General features: G+C 39.9%; 25 protein-coding genes. 14 read left to right on the top strand and 11 right to left on the bottom strand.

The annotated features are described in order from the left end of the window. Positions 1-56 precede the first annotated feature (56 nt). Positions 57-2,429, top strand: coding sequence for a zinc/cadmium/mercury/lead-transporting ATPase (locus ACPEH5_RS12200; RefSeq protein WP_281110756.1), 2,373 nt, complete (start codon positions 57-59; stop codon positions 2,427-2,429). Between the two features lie 210 nt (positions 2,430-2,639). Continuing rightward, complete coding sequence (locus ACPEH5_RS12195) at positions 2,640-3,575, top strand: Rpn family recombination-promoting nuclease/putative transposase (RefSeq protein ID WP_166686607.1); 936 nt, start codon at positions 2,640-2,642, stop codon at positions 3,573-3,575. 59 nt (positions 3,576-3,634) lie between these two features. On the opposite strand, the gene tusA is transcribed toward ACPEH5_RS12195, so the two are convergent. After that, on the bottom strand, positions 3,635-3,889 hold the full coding sequence (gene tusA / locus ACPEH5_RS12190) for a sulfurtransferase TusA (RefSeq protein ID WP_042846344.1): 255 nt from the start codon (positions 3,887-3,889) through the stop codon (positions 3,635-3,637). Positions 3,890-4,057: 168 nt separating this feature from the next. On the opposite strand from tusA, the gene ACPEH5_RS12185 reads away from it, so the two are divergent. Continuing rightward, the gene (locus tag ACPEH5_RS12185) at positions 4,058-4,726 is read left to right on the top strand and encodes a 7-cyano-7-deazaguanine/7-aminomethyl-7-deazaguanine transporter (protein ID WP_048606101.1); all 669 of its coding nucleotides are present in this window, start codon (positions 4,058-4,060) and stop codon (positions 4,724-4,726) included. A 318-nt stretch (positions 4,727-5,044) separates the two neighbouring features. Here the strand turns inward: ACPEH5_RS12185 and glpC are convergent, their stop codons facing one another. Genes glpC through glpA form a run of 3 tightly spaced genes read right to left on the bottom strand, consistent with a single transcriptional unit; the run spans position 5,045 to position 9,178 of the window. Beyond that, entirely contained in the window at positions 5,045-6,238 is a 1,194-nt protein-coding gene (glpC, locus tag ACPEH5_RS12180; RefSeq protein WP_048606099.1) for an anaerobic glycerol-3-phosphate dehydrogenase subunit GlpC, read from the bottom strand. Next, positions 6,235-7,530 carry a glycerol-3-phosphate dehydrogenase subunit GlpB gene (glpB, locus tag ACPEH5_RS12175; RefSeq protein ID WP_129466451.1) on the bottom strand — a complete coding sequence of 432 codons (1,296 nt, stop codon included), beginning with the start codon at positions 7,528-7,530 and terminating at the stop codon, positions 6,235-6,237. Before glpB ends, glpC begins: the two co-directional genes overlap by 4 nt. Next, positions 7,520-9,178 carry an anaerobic glycerol-3-phosphate dehydrogenase subunit A gene (gene glpA / locus ACPEH5_RS12170; protein ID WP_042846352.1) on the bottom strand — a complete coding sequence of 553 codons (1,659 nt, stop codon included), beginning with the start codon at positions 9,176-9,178 and terminating at the stop codon, positions 7,520-7,522. Before glpA ends, glpB begins: the two co-directional genes overlap by 11 nt. A gap of 439 nt (positions 9,179-9,617) precedes the next feature. Here glpA and glpT point away from each other — a divergent pair, with 439 nt between their 5' ends. Together glpT and glpQ are read left to right on the top strand one after the other, a co-directional pair. Further along, the gene (glpT, locus tag ACPEH5_RS12165) at positions 9,618-10,967 is read left to right on the top strand and encodes a glycerol-3-phosphate transporter (RefSeq protein ID WP_042846353.1); all 1,350 of its coding nucleotides are present in this window, start codon (positions 9,618-9,620) and stop codon (positions 10,965-10,967) included. Between the two features lie 104 nt (positions 10,968-11,071). Beyond that, the gene (gene glpQ, locus ACPEH5_RS12160) at positions 11,072-12,139 is read left to right on the top strand and encodes a glycerophosphodiester phosphodiesterase (RefSeq protein ID WP_042846355.1); all 1,068 of its coding nucleotides are present in this window, start codon (positions 11,072-11,074) and stop codon (positions 12,137-12,139) included. 67 nt (positions 12,140-12,206) lie between these two features. Here glpQ and epmA read toward each other — a convergent pair whose 3' ends face one another. Continuing rightward, positions 12,207-13,184: an elongation factor P--(R)-beta-lysine ligase gene (epmA, locus tag ACPEH5_RS12155; RefSeq protein ID WP_042846358.1), complete on the bottom strand. Its 978-nt coding sequence runs from the start codon at positions 13,182-13,184 to the stop codon at positions 12,207-12,209. Positions 13,185-14,005: 821 nt separating this feature from the next. Here epmA and frdA point away from each other — a divergent pair. From frdA to ACPEH5_RS12130, 5 genes are all read left to right on the top strand, one after another. Then, a complete protein-coding gene (gene frdA, locus ACPEH5_RS12150; RefSeq protein WP_129466454.1) occupies positions 14,006-15,802 on the top strand; it encodes a fumarate reductase (quinol) flavoprotein subunit in 1,797 nt (598 codons plus the stop codon). Continuing rightward, positions 15,795-16,529 (top strand): succinate dehydrogenase/fumarate reductase iron-sulfur subunit, encoded by a 735-nt coding sequence (locus ACPEH5_RS12145; RefSeq protein WP_004258616.1) that lies wholly within the window; start codon positions 15,795-15,797, stop codon positions 16,527-16,529. Before frdA ends, ACPEH5_RS12145 begins: the two co-directional genes overlap by 8 nt. A gap of 14 nt (positions 16,530-16,543) precedes the next feature. Next, complete coding sequence (gene frdC / locus ACPEH5_RS12140) at positions 16,544-16,939, top strand: fumarate reductase subunit FrdC (RefSeq protein ID WP_042846360.1); 396 nt, start codon at positions 16,544-16,546, stop codon at positions 16,937-16,939. 15 nt (positions 16,940-16,954) lie between these two features. Beyond that, positions 16,955-17,308 (top strand): fumarate reductase subunit FrdD, encoded by a 354-nt coding sequence (frdD, locus tag ACPEH5_RS12135; protein ID WP_042846361.1) that lies wholly within the window; start codon positions 16,955-16,957, stop codon positions 17,306-17,308. Between the two features lie 352 nt (positions 17,309-17,660). After that, positions 17,661-18,059: a hypothetical protein gene (locus tag ACPEH5_RS12130; RefSeq protein WP_042846363.1), complete on the top strand. Its 399-nt coding sequence runs from the start codon at positions 17,661-17,663 to the stop codon at positions 18,057-18,059. Between the two features lie 58 nt (positions 18,060-18,117). Here ACPEH5_RS12130 and tetR read toward each other — a convergent pair whose 3' ends face one another. Then, positions 18,118-18,720: a tetracycline resistance transcriptional repressor TetR gene (gene tetR / locus ACPEH5_RS12125; RefSeq protein WP_000113092.1), complete on the bottom strand. Its 603-nt coding sequence runs from the start codon at positions 18,718-18,720 to the stop codon at positions 18,118-18,120. Positions 18,721-18,800: 80 nt separating this feature from the next. On the opposite strand from tetR, the gene tet(59) reads away from it, so the two are divergent. The 3 genes from tet(59) (at position 18,801) to ACPEH5_RS12110 (ending at position 21,021) form a co-directional block, all read left to right on the top strand. After that, positions 18,801-20,003 (top strand): tetracycline efflux MFS transporter Tet(59), encoded by a 1,203-nt coding sequence (gene tet(59), locus ACPEH5_RS12120; RefSeq protein ID WP_226693168.1) that lies wholly within the window; start codon positions 18,801-18,803, stop codon positions 20,001-20,003. 79 nt (positions 20,004-20,082) lie between these two features. After that, complete coding sequence (locus tag ACPEH5_RS12115) at positions 20,083-20,664, top strand: TetR/AcrR family transcriptional regulator (RefSeq protein WP_129466456.1); 582 nt, start codon at positions 20,083-20,085, stop codon at positions 20,662-20,664. A 180-nt stretch (positions 20,665-20,844) separates the two neighbouring features. Beyond that, entirely contained in the window at positions 20,845-21,021 is a 177-nt protein-coding gene (locus tag ACPEH5_RS12110) for a hypothetical protein (RefSeq protein ID WP_166686606.1), read from the top strand. A gap of 54 nt (positions 21,022-21,075) precedes the next feature. On the opposite strand, the gene ACPEH5_RS12105 is transcribed toward ACPEH5_RS12110, so the two are convergent. From ACPEH5_RS12105 to ACPEH5_RS12090, 4 genes are read right to left on the bottom strand one after another with little or no spacing between them, the layout of a single operon-like run. Next, on the bottom strand, positions 21,076-22,260 hold the full coding sequence (locus tag ACPEH5_RS12105; RefSeq protein ID WP_166686605.1) for an MFS transporter: 1,185 nt from the start codon (positions 22,258-22,260) through the stop codon (positions 21,076-21,078). Positions 22,261-22,313: 53 nt separating this feature from the next. Continuing rightward, positions 22,314-23,078, bottom strand: a complete 765-nt coding sequence (locus ACPEH5_RS12100; RefSeq protein ID WP_166686604.1) for a helix-turn-helix transcriptional regulator — start codon at positions 23,076-23,078, stop codon at positions 22,314-22,316. 16 nt (positions 23,079-23,094) lie between these two features. Beyond that, positions 23,095-24,285, bottom strand: a complete 1,191-nt coding sequence (locus tag ACPEH5_RS12095) for an MFS transporter (protein WP_166696488.1) — start codon at positions 24,283-24,285, stop codon at positions 23,095-23,097. A gap of 39 nt (positions 24,286-24,324) precedes the next feature. Next, on the bottom strand, positions 24,325-25,086 hold the full coding sequence (locus tag ACPEH5_RS12090) for a helix-turn-helix transcriptional regulator (RefSeq protein WP_166686602.1): 762 nt from the start codon (positions 25,084-25,086) through the stop codon (positions 24,325-24,327). Positions 25,087-25,292: 206 nt separating this feature from the next. On the opposite strand from ACPEH5_RS12090, the gene ACPEH5_RS12085 reads away from it, so the two are divergent. Then, positions 25,293-25,511 (top strand): helix-turn-helix domain-containing protein, encoded by a 219-nt coding sequence (locus tag ACPEH5_RS12085; RefSeq protein WP_166686601.1) that lies wholly within the window; start codon positions 25,293-25,295, stop codon positions 25,509-25,511. 74 nt (positions 25,512-25,585) lie between these two features. Here the strand turns inward: ACPEH5_RS12085 and sugE are convergent, their stop codons facing one another. After that, the gene (gene sugE, locus ACPEH5_RS12080; protein ID WP_125890504.1) at positions 25,586-25,900 is read right to left on the bottom strand and encodes a quaternary ammonium compound efflux SMR transporter SugE; all 315 of its coding nucleotides are present in this window, start codon (positions 25,898-25,900) and stop codon (positions 25,586-25,588) included. Positions 25,901-26,021 lie beyond the last annotated feature (121 nt).

Genomic DNA, 26,021 nt, shown 5'->3' with positions numbered 1-26,021 from the left:
TCCAAAGTGTAAGCTTATCTGCAATGATAGAATATCTTGTTTGATAAGGGGCACTTATGCACACACATACACATAAAGATACCCATGCGCATACGAGCAGTTGCTGCTCAAGCAATAGCAGCTGTTCATCCTCTATTGCGAATAACAGCAAAAAGGTTAGTAATGACTCACATACTCATGAACATAATAATGTGAAGGAATATCCTGACGATGACGAAGAATCTCATCAGCATTCTTCACATCAACACACAAGTCATGGCCACCAACACGGCACCAGCTGTGGGCTTAACACACAAACAATTAACGACGTTGAACCAACTCTAGAAGCGAAACAACGCTTTAGTTGGATCATCCGTGGTATGGATTGCCCAAGTTGTGCAAATAAAATTGAAACCGCAGTAAGACAAATTAATGAAGTTAAACAAGCTAAGGTGTTGTTTGCCACAGAAAAATTAGTTGTTGATGCAAATACTGACATCAGCACGGCAGTACGTTCTACTGTTGAAGCTGCGGGTTATGAATTACTTGAAGTTGGTAATAACAGTGCTGCGTCCCTTGCTCCTCAACAGAGTTTATTGAGTGAAGCTAAACCCGTCATTATCTTAGCCATTTTAATGGCCATTAGTTGGGGGATTGAGTCTTTCAATCCGCAAATTGGTAACATTGCTTTTATTTTAACTACCCTTTTTGGGCTATACCCTATTGCCCGTAAATCGTTACGTTTAATTCGTACAGGCTCCCCCTTTGCTATTGAAACATTAATGACCGTTGCGGCTGTCGGTGCAATATTCATTCAAGCAACTGAAGAAGCCGCGATGGTTATCTTGCTCTTCATGTTAGGTGAAATGCTGGAATCATATTCTGCAGGTAGAGCACGACGCGGTGTTAGCGCATTAATGGCTTTAGTGCCAGAAGATGCGGTCTTAATCAAAGATGGGGAAAAATCCACTATCCCTGTTGCGCAATTACGACCAGGCGACATTATTGAAATAGCCCCAGGTGGTCGTCTACCAACAGATGCTGTTTTGGTTTCGGGTTTTGCTAGCTTCGATGAAAGTGCACTAACAGGGGAGTCCGTTCCGGTTGAACGCAATGTTGGTGAGAAAGTTGCGGCGGGTTGTTTGTCTGTTGATAGAGCTGTTCAAATGGAAGTGGTGTCAGAACAGGGGCAAAATGCTATCGACCGCATTTTACAACTGATCGAGGAAGCAGAAGAACGCCGAGCACCTATAGAACGTTTTATTGACCGCTTTAGTCGTATATACACGCCAATCATTATGTTGATTTCAGCGTTAGTGATTGTCATTCCACCTATTTTCTTTGGTGCATTGTGGGAAACGTGGATATATCGAGGCTTAACATTGCTGTTGATCGGTTGTCCATGTGCTTTAGTCATCTCAACCCCAGCAGCTATAACCTCGGCACTCGCCACTGCAACTCGTCGTGGAGCATTAATTAAAGGTGGTGCAGCACTTGAGCAACTAGGTACTATAACAACAATTGCTTTGGACAAAACAGGTACACTGACAGAAGGTAAGCCTCATGTCACTAACTTAGTGCCAGCAGAAGGCATGACTGAAGGTGAATTAGTGCAAATTACCGCTTCTGTAGAAGTTGGCTCTCACCATCCTCTCGCCAAAGCTGTAGTTAATAAAGCAGAAGAATTATCTTTAACAGTTCTAGAAGCTCAAGAGCGCAAAGCATTAGCAGGGAAAGGGGTTGAAGGTTTCCTTAACAACAAGCATATTCTTGTTAGCGCACCGAATCGCCTTGATATCCCGTTAAATAGTGAGTGGCAAGGTAAAGTTGAAGCCCTAGAGGCCGAAGGGAAAACTGTCGTTGTCACGCTTGAAGATAGCCGTGTCATCGGTTTAACCGCTTTGCAAGATACGCTGCGTAATGATGCAACTGATGCAATGCATATGCTTAAAGCGCTTAATGTGAACGCCGTGATGCTAACCGGTGATAACCCACGCGCTGCTAGTGCAATTGCAAATCAGTTAGGTATGGAATACCGAGCAGGGCTATTGCCAGAAGATAAAGTCACTGCAGTCATGGAGCTTAACCGTAACCATAGTACCATGATGGTCGGCGATGGCATCAATGATGCGCCAGCAATGAAAGCGTCAAGCATTGGGGTGGCTATGGGAAGCGGAACTGATGTGGCTCTTGAAACCGCGGATGCGGCGTTAACCCACAACCGCTTAACCGGATTAGCTGAAATCATTGCGTTATCCCGTGCGACACGAAAAATCATTCGTGAAAACATCGCTATCGCACTTGGGTTAAAAGGTGTTTTCTTAGTAACCAGTTTATTAGGGATCACTGGGCTTTGGGTTGCAGTACTGGCCGACTCAGGTGCAACTGCACTGGTCACTGCAAATGCTGTACGGTTACTTCGAGTAAAATTACCTCAAGTGAAAAAATAGTGTTTCATCAACTAATCAAAGCGCCCTTAGGGGCGTTTTTCTTTTGTAGAAGAAAAAATAACTCTAACCATTACAATATGTTAATTGCCATCTTGACTAAAGATTTAGGACTAACTTCACCCCCATTCCATCCCAAACCCCGCTAGAATATCCCCTGAAAATAAGTCATGGTCATCACATTTTGGGAAGGCTAATTATGGGAAGGTTAATATGGTAAAAAGTCACAGCTCAACACCTCATGACTCTGCATTTAAAGGCTTTATGTCTAAAATTGAGAACGCTCGTGATTTTTTTGATATTCACCTACCAATGCATATTAAACAGTTATGTAATTTTGATACCTTGGCCATCACCAATTCTTCATTTATTGATAAGCAACTTCGCTCTCGGTTATCAGATGTTTTATACACTGTGGAAACACTACAGGGCGAAGGCTATCTTTATATGCTAGTTGAGCATCAATCAACACCTGATAAATTTATGGGATGGAGGATGATGTATTATGCATTTTCAGCAATGAATCAGCACTTACAACAAGGGCATCGTCATTTACCCTTAGTCGTCCCTATCTTGTTCTACCATGGGAAAGTCACTCCCTACCCGTATTCACAGCCATGGACCCATTGCTTTCCTTGGCCTGACATAGCCAATGATTTATATAGCCAACCATTTCCTGTCGTTGATATTACCGTTATTGATGACAATGAACTGGTGAATCACCGCAAGGTTGCCGTGATGGAATTAGCAATGAAGCATAAAGATTTACGAGAAAATGTTGAGAAAGTGACTACACTATTAGCTCAAGCGATGAACAATAATTATCATAACAATGATGACATTATTACAATTTTCAATTACTTATTTCTTACAATGGATTCACCTCATTTTAAAATTGTTGTCAGTCAACTTATCAATCAAATTGAAAATAACCAAGAGGCAATTATGAACATTGCACAACGCTTAAAAAATCAAGGAATGCAAGAAGGAATTGATATTGGTGTAAACCGAGGAATTGACATCGGTACAAATAGAAAACAACATGAAGTTGCCCTTAAAGGCTTAGAACTCGGGGCCAGTATTGAACTAATTAGCCAACTTACTGGGTTAAGCTACCAAGAAATATTGGACTTACAGCATACTTCATAAGTTAAATTTCAGTGATATTCTCAATCCCTGCCTTATGGCAGGAATTGGCATACTTAATATTACAACCCGCCCGCCTTTTTACGCAATAAATAACGGTAAGGTGTCGTTTCAGCTTCAACAGCCAATAATTCATGTTCCATAAAGCGGCAAAAACCTGGGATATCGCGGGTTGTTGCAGGGTCGTCAGCAATAATTAACAATGTTTCACCCTCAGCCATATTACGGACTGTTTTACGCACTAACATAACAGGCTCAGGGCAACGTAAGCCAAGTGTGTCAAGGGTTTTGCTCGCATTTGCAAATAAGTCAGACATAAAAACGCTTCTACTCAAAGTAATCAATGAGCCAATTATATAATAAAATTGCTCGCGATGAGTGAACAGTTTTGCTTTTGTTGCGCAACAAGCGTATGATGCGCAATTCCCGATTTAGGGATGTATTTCATGGGTTCCCTCACCCCATTGCGACTAAAAAGGTACAATATGTTTGATTTTACTGTGCGGCAAAAAGCCACCGCCTTAATCTGGCTATCTTTATTTCATGTACTAATTATCACTTCAAGTAATTACCTAGTGCAGTTGCCAATTAATATTTTGGGCTTCCATACCACTTGGGGTGCATTTACTTTTCCATTTATTTTTCTTGCTACAGACCTAACCGTTCGTATTTATGGCGCACCACTTGCCCGTAGAATTATTACTGCTGTAATGTTACCTGCATTACTGATTTCATACGTTATTTCAGCGTTATTTTTCCAAGGTGAATGGCAAGGTTTTGCATCTTTATTTGAATTTAACTTATTCGTTGCGCGTATTGCTGCAGCAAGCTTTATGGCTTATGTCCTTGGGCAAATATTAGATGTTGGTGTATTCAACCGGTTACGGCAAAATGCACGCTGGTATGTAGCGCCTGCTTGTGCCATGTTTTTTGGTAACCTGATTGATACTATTGCATTCTTCTTTATTGCATTTTTCCGCAGTAGCGACCCATTTATGGCCGCAAATTGGGTTGAAATTGCTTTGGTTGATTATGTCTTTAAACTACTTATTTGTATGCTGTTTTTCTTACCTGCTTATGGGGTTCTGTTAAACCTAATCTTAAAGTACTTCTTTAATAATGCAGATAAAAAGCAATTAATTCGTCAACATTGAAAATAAAAAAGGAGATAGCTAAATGCTATCTCCAAAAGGGTTAAACTGAGCTAAAACAAAGAATAACACCCCTACAATTCAATAAATTCCGTGAATATTCCGTATAATTTTTAATCATTGAATATTCTCAATATTTCAATTCACAGTTAAATCACCAACGAAGCCAACACCACACAAGCCTCATCCCTCTTAATTCTCCAAATAATTCGTGTTGTGGCTAGGCGGCAAATGAGCGAAACCCTAGGGGCATACACAAGTATATGACTAGGGGTCGCGAATAAAGCTAACAACGCCACAGCGCGAAGTATGACGAGAATTTTATAATGCGCGTGCTAAGAGCGAAATAGGATGCTCACACTTTTTGCTTGTCGACATTTCAATCTGCCATTTACATGTTTCACAGTCAGTGATCACCATATCGACACCACTGTCTTCAATTTGGCGGAACAGGCCTGCCCCAATACCTTGAGAAACTTCATAGTTTTCTTTTTTAAAACCATAAGTCCCAGCAATACCGCAACACTGTGAATCCAGTACAATCAACTCAACACCGGGTACTCGTTTAATCAGCTCTAATGTGTAGGAAGTCCAGCCCATTTTTTCCATATGACAAGGTGTATGATAGGCTACTTTTAATGGGGTATGTTTCAACTTAAGTTCACGCCCCTCTTCCAGTAGGCGATAAATATAGCGTGTTGCCAGCTCAATATTGTCACGCATCTTAGAAGTATCAACATCAAGAACATGGGTATATTCATCGCGAATAGTAAACGTACAGGTGGAGGATGTTGCAACGACTGGAATATGCTTTTCAAGGATAGTTTCTTGCAATGATTCCAAATTCACATTAGCTTGGCGTTTCGCTTGTTTCATAAAGCCATTAGCAATCAATGCGACACCGCAGCATTTTTCACGTTTAAGAAGCTGCACCCCAATGTTCATACCATTAAACACTTTAATCAGGTCTTTACCTAATTGAGGATGGTTGTAATTTACATAGCAACCATGAAAAAATGCCACCTGTTCTTCAAATTTTGCTTGCTCCGCAGCCTGTTTGGAATACCAACGACGGAAAGTCCCAAAAGAGTATTTTGGTAACTCGCGACGATGGTCGATTTTCAATGCCTTATCTAATATTTGGCGTACAGGTTTCAGGCCAGTGATCGTATTCACAACAGGTGCAAATGGCGTTGATAACGACCCCATTAAATCAGTATGGCTGAGGATAGCATCCCGGATTTTCGGTTTTTGCTGGCTATAAGTGTTGCGCGCACGTGCAATAATGTCACCAATTTTAACATCTGAAGGGCAAGCAACCTCACAACGCTTACAGTTAGTACAATATTTCAGCGCTTCATCATAAAGCATTGGGTCTTTTAAGCGTAAACGCTCGCCATCTGGACCTGCTTGTTTTGGCCCTGGGTACAATGGATTAACTTTTGCAACAGGGCAATAAGTAGTACACACCGTGCATTTAATACAGCTTTCAAAGCTCGTATCGAGAATACTCATTGTGCCACCTCCGCCTGCATGGCTTCATTTTTACTTATTTCTCCAATAATTTCATTTGCAGCAAATAATGCGCTAATCATTGAAACCCCAGCGCCACATCCTTGGGTTAGTGGATCAAAACCACCTAATACAGCACCAGCAACATAAAGGTTGTTAATGGTTACGCCCCCTTTTTGAGCACGCAATTTACCATCTGTTTTTACACCAAAGGCCATATATGGCTGAGAGGCAAAAAACTGTTTATTTGTCCATTTGGCACGTTCAGAAATATCACACAAATCTAATTCCATAAGTGGCTCATAAACGCGGTCAAACTCAGCTACCAAGCCATTATTAAAAAAGCTGCCGGTGGCTAAAACAAAGTGTTTTGCTTTTAAAGATATATCGCCGTGATTCCGTGTTTGAATAGATTCAACTCTTCCATTAATACAATTCACTGAAGTTACCTTGTCCCCAGGCATAACGATACCGCCTTGGCGACGAAATTGACGTAATAAGCATTCATGCAAGCGAATCCCCAACAAGGATGGTGGCAATGTTGGCAATAAATACAGGGGCTTACCTAACCTTCTTTGTAGCTCTAATACTGGTTCCTCACTATCAAGACCTATGCAAGCGGGCAAAAATACGGCTTCCGCATCAACAACTAAAGGCGAAATCTCCTCAATAATTTGCGTCATATTTTCGGTTCTATCTAACCAACGAGCAACATTGACGGCTCGAAATTCGCTTGGGTTTTCTCTTAAACGATCCAATAGTGGCAAGTGCACATAATGGGCGCTTGCTGATAGCCCTTCACGCTGCAATTCATCAGCCACCATCTGTGGTTGAAAATCCAAAAAACCTTCAATCCCCACAACCGCAATTTTGCCTATATCCATTTTTTGATGTAAAGAAGCTGTAGGAACAACCTCAGGGCTTAACCATGTCATACGCTTATGACCCAATGGTGTGATGCGATAATGATTTTCTTCACAAGAGCCTTTTAAACGAATACCAGTTTGTTGCAGGATAGACTCTGCCATTTGCGCTAATACAGCAACTTGCGCCTCCCCTATCAGACTATAAGGGTGTGTTGGCGCTTGTGCTTTCAGTGCGCTTAACATCGATAAGGGTTTTTCAGCGACTTGTCCATCAGGTAAATGGGTTAATAAATCGAGTGAACCGGAGGAAAAATGTAAGGCATTTTGCCCTGCGCTCACAATGGCGCATGACAAACCTGATTGAGTGAGGCGAATACCACAAAGTAACCCTGCAAGGCCTCCCCCCATAACAACAGCATCATATTTCATTATCCGCCTCCTCCTTCTGAGGTGCTTTAGCCAGCGTTGCCTCATTCATACCGCACAAACCGTGATAAACCCAACTGGTAAACTCGCTTTCACGTAATGCATCACCCCACGCAATTGGACGAATGCCTTTCCAACGTTCATTTAAGAAATGACCTAGCTGTTGCTCAGTTTCATGGGGCGTTGTGACATTAAAGCGATTTAACAGCCCTGCGGCACGACAGGCGCATAATTCTCCTTGGCAAGTTCCCATTCCCACACGAGTACGGCGTCGTAAATCAAGTAGATTATTTACTGTTAGTGAATTAACAGCATAACGAACTTCGCCAGCAGTCACCGCCTCACATTCACAAACTAAACTTTTATCTAACCTATCAGTGCTTAAAATCGCAGAAGCACGATCTCCATGACGATAAACTGCAGAGCCGCGAATAGGAGCTGGAATTGAAACAACATTGCGTAATGCTTCTTCCGCGCTATGTTGTGAGCCTGGAAGCGCCGCTTCAGCAGTCGTACACTTCTCATTATGACCTAACTTTTCACAAACCTTATCGGTAGCCCATTCAGCCATCAACCGATAAGTCATTAATTTACCGCCAGTAATAGTGATAAACCCTTCCAAGCCATCACGTTTTGCATGGTCTAACAATACGATCCCTCGGCTTACATTACGCCCTGAAGGGTCATCATCACTAGCAACTAATGGGCGAACGCCTGCATAAGCACGCAAAATGCGCGTTTTCGCCAGTGCGGGGGATAACATAGAGCCTTCGCGGATCAAAATATCCACTTCTTCAGGCGTGACATACATGTTATCAATTTGGTCATATTCAATATGAGTTGAGGTGGTGCCAATCAAGGAAATAGTATCACCAGGCACAAGAATATCGGCGTCCGCAGGCTTGCGGCAACGGTTTATTACCATATTGTTTAATCGATGACCTAAAATCAATAAAGCCCCTTTTGCGGGGAACATTTTAATTTTTAGATCGCCATATTCTGCAATTTTTTGCCCCCAAATTCCCCCCGCATTAACAACAATTTCCGCATAAATATCGTATTGTTTTTTTGCTTGATGGTCATAAACGGTAACACCGCGCACAGTATCCCCGTTACGAATGAGGCCAATAACCTCATGATAAGTTAATACCTTAGCGCCATGCTCTCTAGCATCAAGCATATTCGCTGCGGTTAAACGAAATGGGTCAACAGTTCCATCTGGTACACGAACTGCCCCAATAAGCTGAGGGTTAACTGAAGGTTCAAGACGGATGGCTTGAGCAGGGTCAATTGCTGTTGCATCGATTCCGGCTGCTTGGCAGGCTGTAATAAACTTTTGCTGATAGTCTAAACTATCCTCAGGTAACGTAATGAACAAACCATCTGTGCGCTCAATACAATGATGCGCAATGCGTTTCAATATTTTGTTTTCTTCAATACATTCTTTAGCTGATTCACTGTCCGTTACTGCATAACGTGCACCGCTATGTAGTAAACCGTGGTTACGTCCTGTCGCCCCCGTTGCAATATCATGCCGCTCAAGTAAAACCGTTCTTAGACCTCGGCGAGCGCAGTCACGAGCGACTCCTGCACCTGTTGCGCCACCACCAATTATGATGACATCCGTTTCAGTCACAGATGAGCCATTCATGTCGCATTCCTCACATTAATAAACATTTCTATAATCAGTACAAGTATAGATTCTATTTTTATAATCTATTACTAAATATAGACCAGAAATGCGACGAATGTTTGATAAGGAACAAAAACGAAAGTGATTGGTACATTTTTAGCGTTAAAAACAACAAATACGTGATGTAAATCACAAAATAATTAACAATTATGGTTCCATTCTATTCACAAATGTCATTTACTATGCAACTTCATAAACAAAATCAATAATTGTGCGTTGGATTACAGATAAATTGTTTTCTAACGACTACAATTTAGAGCAATTAAGAAAATAAAAACTCTTAAATTACTCGATTATTTTCGTTTTTGTTACTTCACCAATAATAAACACTCAATGATTTTCTTAAAAAGAGAAGGAATGAGTGAATAAATAATTTAGCATGCCATCGGAGGCGTATATGTTAAGCATTTTTAAACCAGCACCTCACATACAGAGGCTGCCAGCTGACAAGATAGACCCTGTCTATCGTAAGCTTCGCTGGCAGATCTTCATGGGTATTTTCTTTGGTTACGCAGCGTATTATCTAGTCCGAAAGAACTTTGCGTTAGCGATGCCATATCTTGTTGAACAGGGTTTTTCAAAAGGTGACCTTGGTTTCGCATTATCCGGTATTTCAATTGCCTACGGCTTTTCTAAATTTATCATGGGGTCATTCTCTGACCGTGCAAACCCGCGCTATTTCTTACCCGCAGGTCTGATCCTCGCCTCTTTAGTCATGTTAGTTATGGGCTTTGTACCATGGGCGACTTCTAGCATCATGGTCATGTTCGTTCTATTGTTCCTTTGTGGTTGGTTCCAAGGTATGGGTTGGCCTCCATGTGGGCGTACAATGGTTCACTGGTGGTCACAAAAAGAACGCGGTGGTATCGTTTCTGTTTGGAACTGTGCCCACAACGTTGGTGGTGGTATCCCGCCATTGCTATTCATGTTAGGTATGGCATGGTTTAACGACTGGAAAGCTGCTCTGTATATGCCTGCATTGGCTGCTATCCTTGTTGCGATTATCGCATTTGCATTAATGCGCGATACACCACAATCTTGTGGTCTTCCACCTATCGAAGAATACAAAAACGACTATCCAACAGACTATAAAGAGTCTGATGAACAAGAGCTAACCGCAAAAGAAATCTTCATGAAGTATGTCTTCCCTAACAAACTGTTATGGATGATTGCGATTGCCAACGTATTTGTTTACTTATTACGTTACGGTGTTTTGGACTGGTCTCCGACTTATCTGCGTGAAGTAAAACACTTCGCTATGGATAAATCTTCATGGGCCTACTTCTTATATGAATACGCAGGTATCCCAGGAACACTTCTGTGTGGTTGGATGTCGGATAAAGTTTTCCGCGGTAACCGTGGTGCAACAGGTGTGTTCTTTATGACCTTAGTAACCATCGCAACTATCGTATTCTGGATGAACCCAGCGGGTAACCCAAATATTGATATGGCCTGTATGTTGGTCATCGGTTTCTTAATTTATGGCCCGGTGATGTTAATTGGTTTACACGCACTTGAACTGGCTCCGAAAAAAGCGGCAGGTACAGCAGCAGGCTTTACTGGCTTGTTCGGTTACCTCGGGGGTTCAGTTGCGGCAAGTGCTATCGTCGGTTACACCGTTGACTTCTTCGGTTGGGACGGTGGCTTCGCTGTCATGATTGGTGGTTCAGCATTAGCGGTTGTTCTACTGTTTATCGTGATGTTAAGCGAAAGCAAACATAAACGTGAATTAGCAAACTCACAATAAGCATTCATCAAATGTTCATTGTTAATCGCTAGACTCGTGGGCTATATCAAAAAATGATGTAGCCCATTTTTTTTATCCAATTAAAGTGCCAAGGAGATATAATCATGAACTTTCCATTAAAAACATTGGTGGCAAGTATGGTTTTAGTGATGTCAGTGTCTGCCGTAGCTCAAGCTTCAGGTAAAGTCGTCATTGCACATCGTGGTGCAAGTGGTTATTTACCCGAACATACTCTACCCGCTAAAGCAATGGCTTACGCACAAGGTGCAGACTTTCTTGAACAAGATTTAGTCATGACAAAGGATAACGAGCTTGTGGTGTTACACGACCACTATCTTGATCGGGTTACAGATGTTGCCGAACGTTTTCCAGACCGTGCTCGCAAAGATGGCCGTTACTATGCGATAGACTTTACGCTGGATGAAATTAAATCTCTTAAATTCACTGAAGGGTTTGATATTGTTGATGGCAAGAAAGTCCAGAGTTACCCGAATCGTTTCCCAATGGGTAAATCAGACTTTCGTGTTCATACATTTCAAGAAGAAATTGAGTTTGTTCAGGGCTTGAACAAATCCACAGGTAAAAATATTGGTATTTACCCAGAAATTAAAGCACCTTGGTTCCATCAACAAGAAGGGAAAGATATCACTAAAAAAACACTAGAGGTGCTAAAAGCATATGGCTATACCAACAAAGACTCTAATGTTTACCTACAATCGTTTGACCCAAATGATCTAAAACGGATTAAAAACACATTGATGCCTGAAATGGGGATGGATCTTAAGTTAATTCAGTTGATCGCTTACACGGACTGGAATGAAACTCAAGAACAAAAACCAGATGGTACTTGGGTTAACTATAATTACGACTGGATGATGAAACCTGGTGCAATGAAAGAAATTGCCACATACGCTGATGGTATTGGCCCTGATTACCATATGCTAATCGATGAAGAGTCTACCCCAACTAATATCAAAGTGAATGATATGGTAAAAGAAGCCCATGAAAACAAAATGGCAGTTCACCCATTCACCATTCGTGTCGACAAGCTACCTAAATATGCAAAAGATGGGCAGCAGCTTTATGACATCATCTATAACCAAGCAAATGTTGATGGTGCCTTTACCGACTTCCCTGATTTAGGCGTTAAATTTCTAGAACAACAAAAATAACTTTTATTGGTTGTAAAACAATAATGCAGCCATCTGGCTGCATTATTAGAAACGGTTTATTTCGCTGTTACGCAATAGTAACGGGGAACGCGATGACATCGCTAATCTTTTCTGCATTTAATGCCATCATGATTAACCTATCAACCCCAACAGCAACGCCTGAGCAATCAGGTAAGCCGTGCTCAAGCGCTGACAATAAATGCTCATCAATAGGCTGAATAGCTAACCCCATTGCCGCACGCTTACGGTTATCTTGCTCAAAGCGTTGGCGCTGTTCACTGGCATCGGTTAATTCATGGAAGCCATTCGCTAATTCCATCCCTTTGTAATACACCTCAAAACGCTCTGCTACCCGGTGATCTTCTGTGCTAATCACAGCTAACGAAGCTTGAGTCGCCGGAAAATGATAAACCACTGCCGGCCTTTCTTTACCAATATGAGGTTCAACCCCCATGGTAAATAACAACTGCAATAAGGTATCTTTATCTTCTTCGTTATCAGCGATATTGCTTAAATCTAAGCGTGCAGCGACTTCTCGTAACTCACTTTTCTCTGCTGAAAGTGGGTCAATATCCAGATAACGTAAAAATGCTTGCTGATAAGAAAGCAGCTCGGCACTTTCGCATTCTAAAACCTGTTGTAATAAGTCATCAACTTCATTGATTAAACGGTACATATCGAAATGTGGGCGATACCATTCAAGCATGGTAAATTCAGGGTTATGGTGCCTCCCCGCCTCTTCATTTCTAAAGCTTCGACCTAATTGGTAGATAGGCCCACTACCCGCAGCGAGTAAGCGTTTCATATGATATTCAGGGCTTGTCATCAAATATAAATTCAGCCCCTGTGCGGCTCCAGGGCCAACAAAACGCGTTTCAAATGGAACAAGATGAATGTCAGTTACAGTTGCCTGACTCATTGCTGGTGTTTCGACCTCAAGTACACAGCGATCAGTAAAAAAACGCCTGATTTCCGCAATAATTTTTGCGCGCTGTAGCAGGTTAGCGATGGGGGCGGTTGGCTGCCAGTTCGCTATATCACTCATGAAGATGACTCCAAAATAAACTTAGTCGTGCAGTGTACCCACCTCACCTGCAACACACAATGAATTTACACTGATAAAGCATAATTATCTGGGTAAAAAAACATGATTGCTTACGGGCCGTGTTAGACACTAAAGGTGAGTAAAGAGATGCTGATTATCACCTGCTTTACACGATTAGGCAAAGTCTTTACTTTTTAGTAGAAATGGTACCGCTTGTACTAGAATGAACAAAAGAATAAAAAGAACACAAAACATGATTATTTCTTATGTTATGTGACACAACTGTTAATAAAAAAACGAAACGATTCGCTTTCTCAACTTATTTTAGAAATTAAACAATAAAATAAAATTTATCTGCAAAATAAATAGTGAAGCCGCTCGCAAATAAATATTCAATATGAATTAAAATATTCAGCGATAATAACAATATTATTCACTTAAAGTTGATAAAACCCGAGTATTCTACTTGGTTTTATATACTATAATAGTATGTAAATTTAATGATAATTATTTGAAATTCCTTTTTATTCACTGTTAACAAACTAAAAAAACATAAAATGTAAAAACAATTTATAAAAAGAAGATCAAGATCACACTTTATTGCTAATTTTGGCTAAAACCCCCCTCTATATCAAATTTATCTTGGGGACTATTCGTTATAATTCACAGCATGATAAGTCATTATTAGCTATTATATTATTTACTATTAAAAAACAGATATTTTGTCGTTTAGCCCAAAGTTAAATGACAAATGACATAGCTAATTATCAAAAGTATTTAAAAGAATTTATCAATTTACACTTGAACAATGGAGAAGCGCAGTGCAAACCTTCAATGCCGATTTAGCGATTATCGGGGCCGGGGGCGCAGGCTTACGTGCAGCAATTGCTGCCGCTGAAGCAAATCCCAATATCAAGATTGCTCTGGTCTCAAAAGTATACCCAATGCGTAGCCACACAGTGGCCGCAGAGGGGGGATCAGCTGCAGTTACTCAGGCTCATGACTCCTATGACTATCATTTTAATGATACTGTTGCTGGTGGGGACTGGCTGTGTGAGCAAGATGTCGTCGATTATTTCGTCGAACATTGCCCTACAGAAATGACCCAACTAGAACTATGGGGTTGCCCGTGGAGCCGTAAACCAGATGGTTCAGTTAACGTCCGCCGCTTTGGTGGGATGAAAATTGAACGTACATGGTTTGCTGCCGATAAAACCGGCTTCCACATGCTCCATACGTTATTCCAGACATCATTAAAATATCCGCAAATTCAACGTTTTGACGAGCATTTTGTTCTAGATATCATTGTCGATGAAGGTCAAGCTCGTGGCCTTGTTGCACTTAACATGATGGAAGGCACCAAAGTTCAAATCCGTGCGAACTCTATCGTTATGGCAACAGGTGGGGCTGGTCGTGTTTATCGTTACAATACCAACGGTGGTATCGTAACAGGCGATGGTATGGGGATGGCATTTCGCCATGGGGTTCCACTACGAGACATGGAATTCGTGCAATATCACCCAACGGGTCTGCCAGGTTCAGGTATCTTAATGACCGAAGGTTGCCGTGGTGAAGGTGGTATCCTTGTTAATAAAGATGGCTACCGTTACTTGCAAGATTATGGAATGGGGCCAGAAACACCGCTCGGCAAGCCTGAAAATAAATATATGGAACTGGGCCCTCGTGACAAAGTTTCTCAAGCCTTCTGGCACGAATGGCGTGCAGGTCGCACCATTAGCACACACCGTGGTGATGTTGTGTATCTGGATCTTCGCCACCTTGGTGCAGAAAAACTGCATGAGCGTTTACCATTTATTTGTGAATTGGCGAAAGCCTACGTGGGTGTTGACCCAGTCACAGACCCTATTCCTGTTCGCCCAACGGCTCACTACACCATGGGTGGTATCGAAACAGATCAAAATACTGAAACCCGTATTAAAGGCCTGTTTGCAGTGGGTGAATGTTCGTCTGTCGGCTTACACGGCGCAAACCGTTTAGGCTCTAACTCACTCGCTGAGCTAGTAGTATTTGGTCGCTTAGCCGGTGAACAAGCTGCCCGCCATGCTGCTGAGGCAACGCCAGCCAATGCAAATGCTATCGAAGCCCGTACTCGTGATATCGAAGCTGACCTCAGCAAGCTCATGAACCAAAAAGGGAAAGAGAGCTGGTCGAAAATCCGTGATGAAATGGGAATTTCGATGGAAGAAGGCTGCGGTATCTACCGTACTCCTGAATTAATGCAAAAAACGGTTGATAAGATTGCTGAACTGAAAGAACGCTTCAAAAATGTCGAAATTACCGACCATAGCAGCGTCTTTAATACTGACCTACTGTACACCATTGAATTAGGCTTTGGCCTTGATGTGGCGGAATGTATGGCTCACTCTGCAATCAACCGTAAAGAATCACGTGGTGCACACCAACGTTTAGATGAAGGCTGTACTGAGCGTGATGATGTGAATTTCCTTAAACATACTTTGGCATTCTATAACCCTGAGGGCTCCCCTCGTTTAGAATACAGTGATGTGAAAATCACGAAATCTCAGCCAGCTAAACGTGTTTACGGTGCCGAAGCTGAAGCTCAAGATAAGGCGAAGAAGGAGCAAGCTAATGGATGATATGAAACACCTAAAAATGGAGATCATGCGTTACAATCCGGAAACGGATAGTGAACCCCATTTGGTGACGTATGATGTCCCTTACGATGAGCAAACTTCTTTGTTAGATGCGTTAGGCTATATCAAAGATAACCTTGCTCCAGACCTGTCTTATCGTTGGTCTTGTCGTATGGCTATCTGTGGTTCTTGTGGCATGATGGTAGATAAAGTCCCTAAACTGGCTTGTAAAACCTTCCTGCGTGAATACCCACAAGGTATGAAAGTTGAGCCGTTAGGTAACTTCCCAATCGAGCGTGACCTTGTTGTTGATATGACTCACTTTATTGAGCGTTTAGAAGCAATCAAACCCTATATTATTGGGAATGATCGCAAACCATCTGAAGGCCCAAATAAACAAACGCCTGCACAGATGGCTAAATACCATCAGTTCTCAGGTTGTATCAACTGTGGTCTGTGCTATGCAGCTTGCCCACAATTTGGACTGAACCCAGAGTTCATCGGACCAGCCGCGATCACATTGGCAGAGCGCTACAATTTAGATAACCGAGACCATGGTGCGAAAGAGCGCATGACCTTGTTAAATGGTGACAACGGTGTCTGGAGCTGTACGTTTGTAGGCTACTGCTCTGAAGTCTGTCCTAAGCATGTCGACCCTGCAGGCGCTATCCAGCAAGGTAAAGTTGCCAGTGCGCAAGACTTTGTTATCGCCATGCTGAAGCCACGATAAGGAGAATTGAAGTCATGACTACGAAACGTAAACCCTATGTCAGAGAAATGAAGGGCGACTGGTGGCAAAAGCTCGGTTTTTACCGCTTTTACATCATGCGTGAAAGCACCTCCGTTCTTCAGGTCTGGTTCAGTATTTTAGTTCTGTATGGGGTGTTTGCGCTTAAAAGCGGTCCTGAGTCTTGGGCTGGCTTTGTTGGTTTTTTAAGTAACCCAATTATTCTTATTATTAACATCATTACGTTAGCTGCAACGCTGCTACATACCACAACGTGGTTCAACCTTGCACCTAAAGCTGTCAGTATTATTGTTAAAGATAAGAAAATGTCTGATGAGCCTATCGTTAAAGGCTTTTGGGCTGTCACGATTGTCGTCACTGCGGCAATTTTAGCTATCGCATTGTTATTTTAATCGAAGGAGAATCTGATGAATCTAACGCCTAAACGTTCCGATGAGCCGATTTTCTGGGGGTTATTTGGTGCTGGTGGTATGTGGAGTGCTGTAATTGGCCCCGCAATTATCATCCTGTTAGGGATTTTAATTCCACTGGGTGTCGCACCAGAAATGCTTAGCTATGAACGCATTATGGCATTTTGCCAAAGCTTTATCGGCCGCGTTTTCTTATTACTGATGATTATTCTGCCAGTATGGTGTGGTATGCACCGTATTCACCATACACTGCACGATTTTAAAATCCATGTCCCTGCAACTAAATGGGTTTTCTATGGCGGCTCAGCGATCATTAGTGTGATCGCAGTTATCGGTGTTTTCACTCTGTAATTGCGAACCTAACAAAATATACATACCCCATTAGCTATTGAGTAATGGGGTATTTTTTATTTAAATAGTGGCATTTTTAAATCATCGATGAATATATTCATCCATCGCTTATAAACAATAAAACCTTCTATTTTTACGCCAATACACCCTTTTAGCCACCTTAAACTGCATAATTCCCAAGCTAAAAAACATTCAGAATAACCTGAAGTTAAATCAAAACCTTACTTGCTATGATCAATAATACCTTTTAGAAAAGTCATTAATTATCAAATATCAATGTATTAATCATACCCCTCTAAGAATAAAGGATAGCATTCACACATTCTTTATTTTTATGTTAGGAGAAATTTAAATGGAATTTAAAACTCTATTTGTTGCATTATTAATTTCGAGTGCATTCGTATTACCCGCACAGGCTGATTCCTTTTCTGTTAAAAAAGAATCTTCCAACCAAATGCCAACCGAAACAGAGTTGTATAATGATTGCATAAAGTCTAATACTTACAGTTACTTACCAACGCCTGGTGAACCCCAGTCTTCCGTAAATAAAAAACGTGCGAAAAGAAAAGCAGCCGTAGAGAAAAAATGTAAATGTGTGGCTCCACGCGAATATAAGCTGTTAAAAGATATAGTAGGAAATGACCTCAATTCTTTTACGGCAAAAATGCAAGCCGATGAACAACTCGCGATGGCAACAGCTAAAAAATTGGTAGAACAAAAACGCCAAATTGAAAAACAATGTTCTAAATAAATCCATCACTCGCACAAATCCCCCCCTATTGTGCGAGCCTAAAAACACAGACACCTTATCACTGCTTTTCGAAACCATTAATCAATGCTTCTAAACCAAATAAAAAAGCCTCTGTGCCATCATCTTGATCCATAATTTGCAAAGCATCTTTTAATAGTCGAGGCATCGTATCATCTGCTATTTGTTGCCTATCATTAAGTGCTGCGATATGTTCTTGCTGCTCTAACACAGAACCTAACGTAAAATGACCAACCGCGCTTATGGCATATAACCCACATTTCAATGAAAAACCATTGTCCACCATAAACTGCAACTGCATTTCTACTGTGTCATATTGGTCTGAACTCGGGCGAGTCCCTAAATGCACTTTTGCGCCATCACGGTAACTTAATAATGCATCACGAAAGCTCAATGCATTATTACGTAAAAATTGTTGCCACGTTTCCCCAACTGCGGGTAATGAATGGCGATGATTGCGCTTTAGCATTTCAACAGATAATGCATCCAACAATGTGCGCTTGTTCTTCACATGCCAATATAGTGTAGGCTGCTCTACGCCCAGTTTTTGAGCTAGTTTTCGCGTTGTCAGCCCTTCCATTCCCACTTCATTTAGCAACTCTAATGCCACTGTGATGATGGTTTCTTTATCTAATCGCGCCATACTGCCCTCTCTTTTTTTCTATTGACACTCTATCACTGATAGGGATATATTCCAACTCTATCAATGATAGAGAAAAAACGATGAATAAATTTGCGATCACCGCTTTAACAATCACCGCCCTAGATGCTATGGGGATCGGCTTGATCATGCCTGTATTGCCTACATTGTTACGTGAATACGTGTCGGCTGAAAATTTAGCAAATCATTACGGTATCCTGCTGGCACTGTATGCCATCATGCAGGTTTTTTTTGCTCCTCTACTTGGCAAATGGTCTGATAAATTCGGGCGCCGACCAATATTACTACTATCCCTTGCAGGCGCTGCTGTGGATTACACTTTGCTTGCATTATCTAGCTCACTTTGGATGCTATACGTTGGGCGATTAATTTCTGGAGTGACTGGCGCAACAGGTGCGGTCGCCGCTTCTGTTATTGCTGACAATACTGCTTCACAAGAGCGTACTAAGTGGTTTGGACGCTTAGGGGCGGCTTTTGGTATCGGGTTAATCGCTGGCCCTGCAATTGGCGGCTTTACAGGGCAATTCTCAGCTCATCTTCCTTTTATTATTGCTGCCATTTTAAATGCGCTCTCTTTTTTAGTTATTATGTTGATATTTAAAGATAATAAAATCAAAAATACTGAAAAAAACACCACAGAAACAGCAGAAAATTCGCGACCTTTCCTGCAAGTGATCAAGCCAGTCATACTATTGTTATTTATCTTTTTTATGACTCAAATGATAGGGCAAATTCCAGCAACGACATGGGTGTTATTTACGGAACATCGTTTTCAATGGGGCAGTATGGAGGTCGGCCTATCTTTAGCGGGGTTAGGCATCATGCATGCCTTGTTCCAAGCATTTGTAGCGGGCGCAATCGCCAAGAAATTCAATGAAAAAGTGACGATTATTGTGGGCTTTGTTGTTGATGGAGCAGCATTCATTATTTTGTCATTATTGACAAAGGGTTGGATGATTTACCCTACATTAATCTTACTCGCCGGCGGCAGTATTGCGCTACCAGCCTTACAGGGGTTAATGTCAGCTCAAGTCAATCAAACTAACCAAGGTAAGCTACAAGGCGTTCTAGTCAGCTTAACCAATACGACGGGGGTGATCGGCCCATTATTATTTAGCTTTATTTTTGGTCAAACACTGGCAAGTTGGGATGGCTGGATATGGATGATTGGTGCGATAATGTATGTTTTATTGATTGTATTTATTTTATCTTTTTATAGAAGCACCAAAAAGATAGTTAAAATAGCGAAGCTATCAGCGAGCTAAGTTTTAGCATATCAATATTAAGTGCTATGATACCCCTATCAGATTTGCTTTTAGCACAAGATATTAAGAGACAAACCCTATGACATTACCCCCTAAAAAACCAAGAACAAAACCTGCGGAAGAAAGGCTAGATGACCTAATGAATGCAGCGGAAAAACTGTTTCTTTCTAAAGGGTTTGTGAGTACCACCGTCAGCGAAATTGTTTTATCAGCTGATGTAGCAAAAGGGACCTTTTATCATTATTTTCAATCTAAAAATGATATCATGGAAGCCCTGCGCACACGCTATATGGACTGGTATTTAGGCCATATTCAAACGGCTTTAGATAGCCAAACAAGCGCCTGTGAAAAATTAAAAGCATGGTGCGAAAATAGCGTCAAATACTATGTCGAAAAACAAAATATTCACGACATGTTATTTCATGACGAATACCACGGCCGCAGCAATGATCATGAAACCCGTGCCGTTGAGCAGATTAAAACTATTTTAGCTTTTGGCGAACAAAACAAAGCATGGCCAGAGTTGCCTAAAGAATTGATGTCGACAATGATTTACCATTCGATGCATGCTGCGGTTGATAATTTATCGACTAGCACCGAATACAATCAACATAATTTAGGCCAAATCCTCTACCAGCGCTTTAGCCAACTTCTAAAATAATTTAGCCATCCATGCAGTGATACCTCGCTGCATTTCTCATATTTTTCCTTCTCTTACATTATCTATTTTTATTTAGATATCAAACTATTACTTAACTCCCTTTTTTATAGGCTCATTACACCTCATCATTTAAATGCAAATGATTATTAATTATATTGACCGACGGTCAGTTTACGATCTATGCTAGCGAAACTAACAGATGACCAAATTTATCTACGCAACTACGGTAAGCGAGCCCTAATGCGTGGAGGTGCATGGTATTCACGAACTAGTGCAGGTATTGATGCCCTGTGCCTTAGTCACACTGAACACCATAAAAGTACGACAGTAGGAGCTAGAAGAGCTTGGATACTCTAGTCTGTAAATTAATATTGCTAGCCCCCATAGAGGGACTAGCAAAAATAATAAAGCCTAAATCAGCTTAGGCTTTGGAAGCCAAACCGTAATAAAATATGAAAGCCCACAAACCGCAATAAATAGCCCTACATAACCTAAGTTAAAGTGACCTAAATAACCGACAACTAGAGGAGTTACCCCCCCGATAGAGGCAGAAGCGCTATTATACCCAACGCCTAGTATTGTTGTCTGCCCATTAGATTTATCCATCACTACGGCTGATAAATTACACAATATCATCGCTGAATATGTGGACATAACGACCTGAGCGAAAAAGACTAGAAGTAAATTATCTAGCTGCAAGGAAAAATAGAGTGGTACTGAAAGCAATACCATCCCAGTAACTCCCATATTAAAAACAGATTTAGCTGAACTATATTTATCGGTTAACCAACCACATATCAGTATAAAAATTAACAATAGACCGGATGAGAATATTTCATAAAAATTTTTTATCTCATCTATCTTTAATTGTTCAATAATTAATGAAGTTGATAAATTTTGAGAGTAAAAAGTGACAGTTCCAGGGATAGTAAATAAGAAAACCCCAAAAATGTGGTGCCAACTGAACACTATTTTTCTGTTTAATTCATTTTTGTAATCAGGTAATTTAGCTCTAAACCAAAAACTAATTAAAATATTAACTAAACCAATTAACAATGGGATTCTCCAGCCAATTGATTGCATCATTTCTTCAGAAAATGTGTTCTTTAACACCCAAACGATAGCTAATGATGCTATTACGCCACATAAAGAACTACCAACAATAATTGATGAAACTCTGGATTGAATATTCCTATCTAAATCGTTAAATAAATAAGTGATTAAAGAAGGATATTCCCCAGCGAAACTGAAAGAAAGTGCTAATTGCAAAATTAATATTACTAATGGTGTATAGTTTCCTAACAATTCAATGGGTAACAGTGCCATCATTAATGTTGCCGTGCCTGTTATCAGGCTTGTTAATATCAAAGCGGATTTTTTCCCTACTGTATCAGCATACCGGCCAATAACATATCCCCCAAATGGGCGGATTATAAAACGCAATGCAAAGATACCCCATACCATTTCTGTCGCTTGGGAATAACCTAGTTTAGTTAATTCCATACTTAAATAAGTAGATATTGCAGCAAAAACTGCAATATCATAGTATTCCAAAGCATTACCAGCAACCACACCAAACCTGAATTTCCATTTCATTGTTTATCCCTTTTCTATTAATTTATTCCCTTATAGAAAAACATCCTATATATTTAAGGGTAACTCACCAGAGACTCCAAACACGCAAGGGTAATACCATTTTCTTTTAATGCCTGAAATAAACCACCAGGTGAAGTATAAGAGCAACCTAATTTTTCTTTAATACGTTGAATACGTTTATTTTCTGTCGCCTCTGAACAACCTTGAATATAACTAATTTCCTTTACTCGGCAATGTGATAATAATAAACGAATCGTTGTCATTTCTTTACGAGTAAAACGAATATTACCAAATCGCATATAATGGTGAGCATCTAAAATATCCCTATTATTATCTTCAATTTGTTGAGGTAAGCTTATGTCTGCCCTAAGCGGTAAAATAATATTTTCATTATCTTTCCAGATATGTTGGGAATAATCAGAAATAACAGCCCTTAATTTATAGAGTTCTAATAATTCATTACATGAAAATTTTTTCCTTGAATTTATTGATGTAATTTCATATATACCACCATATTGAGTGCAAAAATCAACTTTCATTTCTTTCTTATCAGTTTTAGATAATGTTTCTTGAAATGCGGAAGAGTAATTATTCCAATATTGAATACCGGGGGTTAATCGTTCCTTTACTTTTTTATCTAGATCATCATCCCAAAATATTAAAACCCACTCATAGTGACTTGAAATAACTTTTACCTCGTTATTTCTTACATCCACTCTACTGTAAGTAACATCTAAATCATTCCAATCGAAATACTTTAAAAACTTATCACCAAAACCCGAACAAGAGAGCTCTAGGTGTTTATTTTCTATATTCATACATCCCCCTTTAAATTTAAATAGCTAACAATTTTTTTTTACTCAATAACAATGAAGCAAATAGAGTTAATGAACTCAACGAAACAAAAACACCAACCAAGGAAACATCAATGATAACTAAGTAATTGATAATTAATGGCGTTAACCCGCCTATGATCGTCGATGAAAGGTTATATCCCATGCTTAAAGTGGTAACTTGTCCATTGGCTGGTTTTGTCATCGCATAATTCCAATTGCATAAAACCATCGCTGAAACAATAATAATTGACGATTGGGAGATAAGTATTAATGATAAAACCTTAGTCGACATTAGGTAATAAATAGGAATTGATAATATGGCAGCTAGCTTTACCCCTAAGTTAAACACCTGTTCAGAGTAACTGTATTTATCGGTTAACCAACCAATTATTGCCATTAAAACTAATAATAAAGTTGATGATATCATTGAATATATACTTTTAAATTCTTCTAATTCTAACTCCTTAAGTAAAAATGAAGATGAAAAATTTAAGGTATAAAAAATAACCGAGCCAGGAATAACAATCAGTAAAATATTAAATGCCTTAAGCCAATCTATTTTTTTCCCCCCATCATACTCAATGGGTTGGTCTGGTAAACGATAGCGAAACCAAAAACAGATCAGTATATTACCTAGACCTAATAGTAGTGGTATCCTCCACCCCACCCTTTGCATGGTTTCAGGGTCTAATATATTTTCGAGAATTAACACGACCCCTAACGAGCCAATAACACCAACAACCGCACTTCCGGTTAACAACGCCGAAATTCTACCTCGTTCTTGGGGTTTAGAATCTTTATATAAATAGGTAGACAGTGATGGGCTTTCACCCGCATAACTAAAAGATAACAACATTTGAAGAAATAAGATGACTAAAGGCGTATATGCCCCTAAGAATTCAATTGGCAGAAATGCCATACACAATGTAGCGCTGCCTGTAAGGGTACTTACCAAAATCATTGCCGGTTTTTTACCGACTTTATCTGCATAACGGCCAATCACATACCCTCCTAATGGCCGTATAAGAAAACGTAAAGCAAAAATCCCCCACACCATTTCCGTTGCTTGCTGATAACCTAGGCGAGTTAATTCTGCACTTAAATATGATGAAATCGCTGCAAAAATTGCAACATCATAAAATTCTAAGGTATGCCCTGCTACAGCGCCAAAACGTAATTTCCATTTCATAAAATAATTTTACATCCCTATATAAAACAAATAGTTAAATTAATTAATAGGCATTAATTTTTCTAAACTTGCTAATGTAATCCCGTGTTCTTTCATTACCGAAAAACATTCCTTTTGAGATACCATTTCACAATTTAATTTTTTCTTAATATTATTAAGCCTTCTATATTCTTCGTCCTCCGAACAGCCTTGAATACGGCTAATTTCCTTTATATTTCGATGGGAAAGCAACAAACGGATGGTTAATGCTTCTTTGTTTGAAAATGATAACTGACCAAAACGTATAAAATTAGGAGTTTCCTTCCCCCTACAAATAATAGGTTCAGGTTCATCTAATTCAATTTTTTGGCGTAATGGTAATGCAACCGTTTTATTTTCAGACCATTGTTTATATGCATATTCAGAAACTATTGAACGCCATTGATACAATGTAAGTAAATGTTCATATGGGACTTTATGATTCGCATTAAGTGAAAATATCTCAAATAAGTTATTGTATCTATTACAAATGTCTATTTTTTTATTACCTTTATCTAATTTGGTTAAAATTTTCTGATATGCATCGGAATAATTACACCAATATTGAACCCCAGAAAATAACCGTTCTTTTAATGATAAATCCATATCATGGTGCCAATAAATTAATTGCCATTCATAATCACTAGATAATGTATATATATTCCTTTCATCAACATTAATAACCGTATAATGGATATCAATATCATTCCAATCAAAATAGTTGTAAAGATCTAATTTTACTCTAGCACTTATTTTTTCTATCTTCCTGTTTTCTATATCCATAAAAATCACCTTGTAGTTATTTAAATAAAAATAAAGATAATAAAAACGTTGAATAAATATCTTTAACACATAAAAGTAAATATTCAAAGACCAAAATTTAAAGGTATTTAAAATTAAGAGTTATTTTTATATCTTTATATCTCTATTGAGTTAAAGCTCATTAAAATAATTTAAATTATATTTATATATTAACTATTGGAGATCATATGAAACAAGATTGGCACTCGGCTGATATTATTGCAGCAATAAAGAAAAAAGGGTCTTCTCTTTCACAAATATCACGTTCAGCAGGGTTAAATTCATCCACATTGAATAATGCACTTTCAAGGCGCTGGCCTAAAGGGGAGAGAATTATTGCGGAGTTTCTGGGGGTACCAGCAGAGGAAATTTGGCCATCCCGTTATGTCGGCAAACAAAAGGGATAGTTTTATTTATGCCCAAGCAATATATAACAATAATAAAGCGGGTAAGATGAAAACTACCCGCTTGTTTTAAATAGTTAACTCGACACTTTTAAGCCAATTAAACCCGTAATAATCAAAGCTAGGCTTAATAAACGGAACATATTCGCTGATTCACCCAGGAAAATAATCCCAACAATTGCAGTACCAACAGCACCTATACCCGTCCAAATTGCATAGGCAGTTCCTACTGGTAGGTCACGCATGGCGTAAGCTAATAACCCCATACTGGCGATAATCGCAATAATGGTAATAATACTGGGTGTTAAACGCGTGAAACCATGAGTGTATTTTAACCCTACAGCCCATACTACTTCTAATAAGCCTGCAAATAAAAGAATGATCCAAGCCACTTGGGTTACTCCCGTTAATTACTCGGGGCCGTCCCCATATTTGAATGACGTTTATTCAGGTCGTCCTGAATACGTGTGATGTGTGAATACATTATAAACCTTCGTTAGCGCTGACTCAAGC

Origin of the sequence: Providencia sp. NPDC089933, assembly GCF_049545585.1 — a bacterium.
GTDB lineage: Bacteria > Pseudomonadota > Gammaproteobacteria > Enterobacterales > Enterobacteriaceae > Providencia > Providencia huashanensis.
This window is presented reverse-complemented; position numbering and strand designations above follow the sequence as displayed.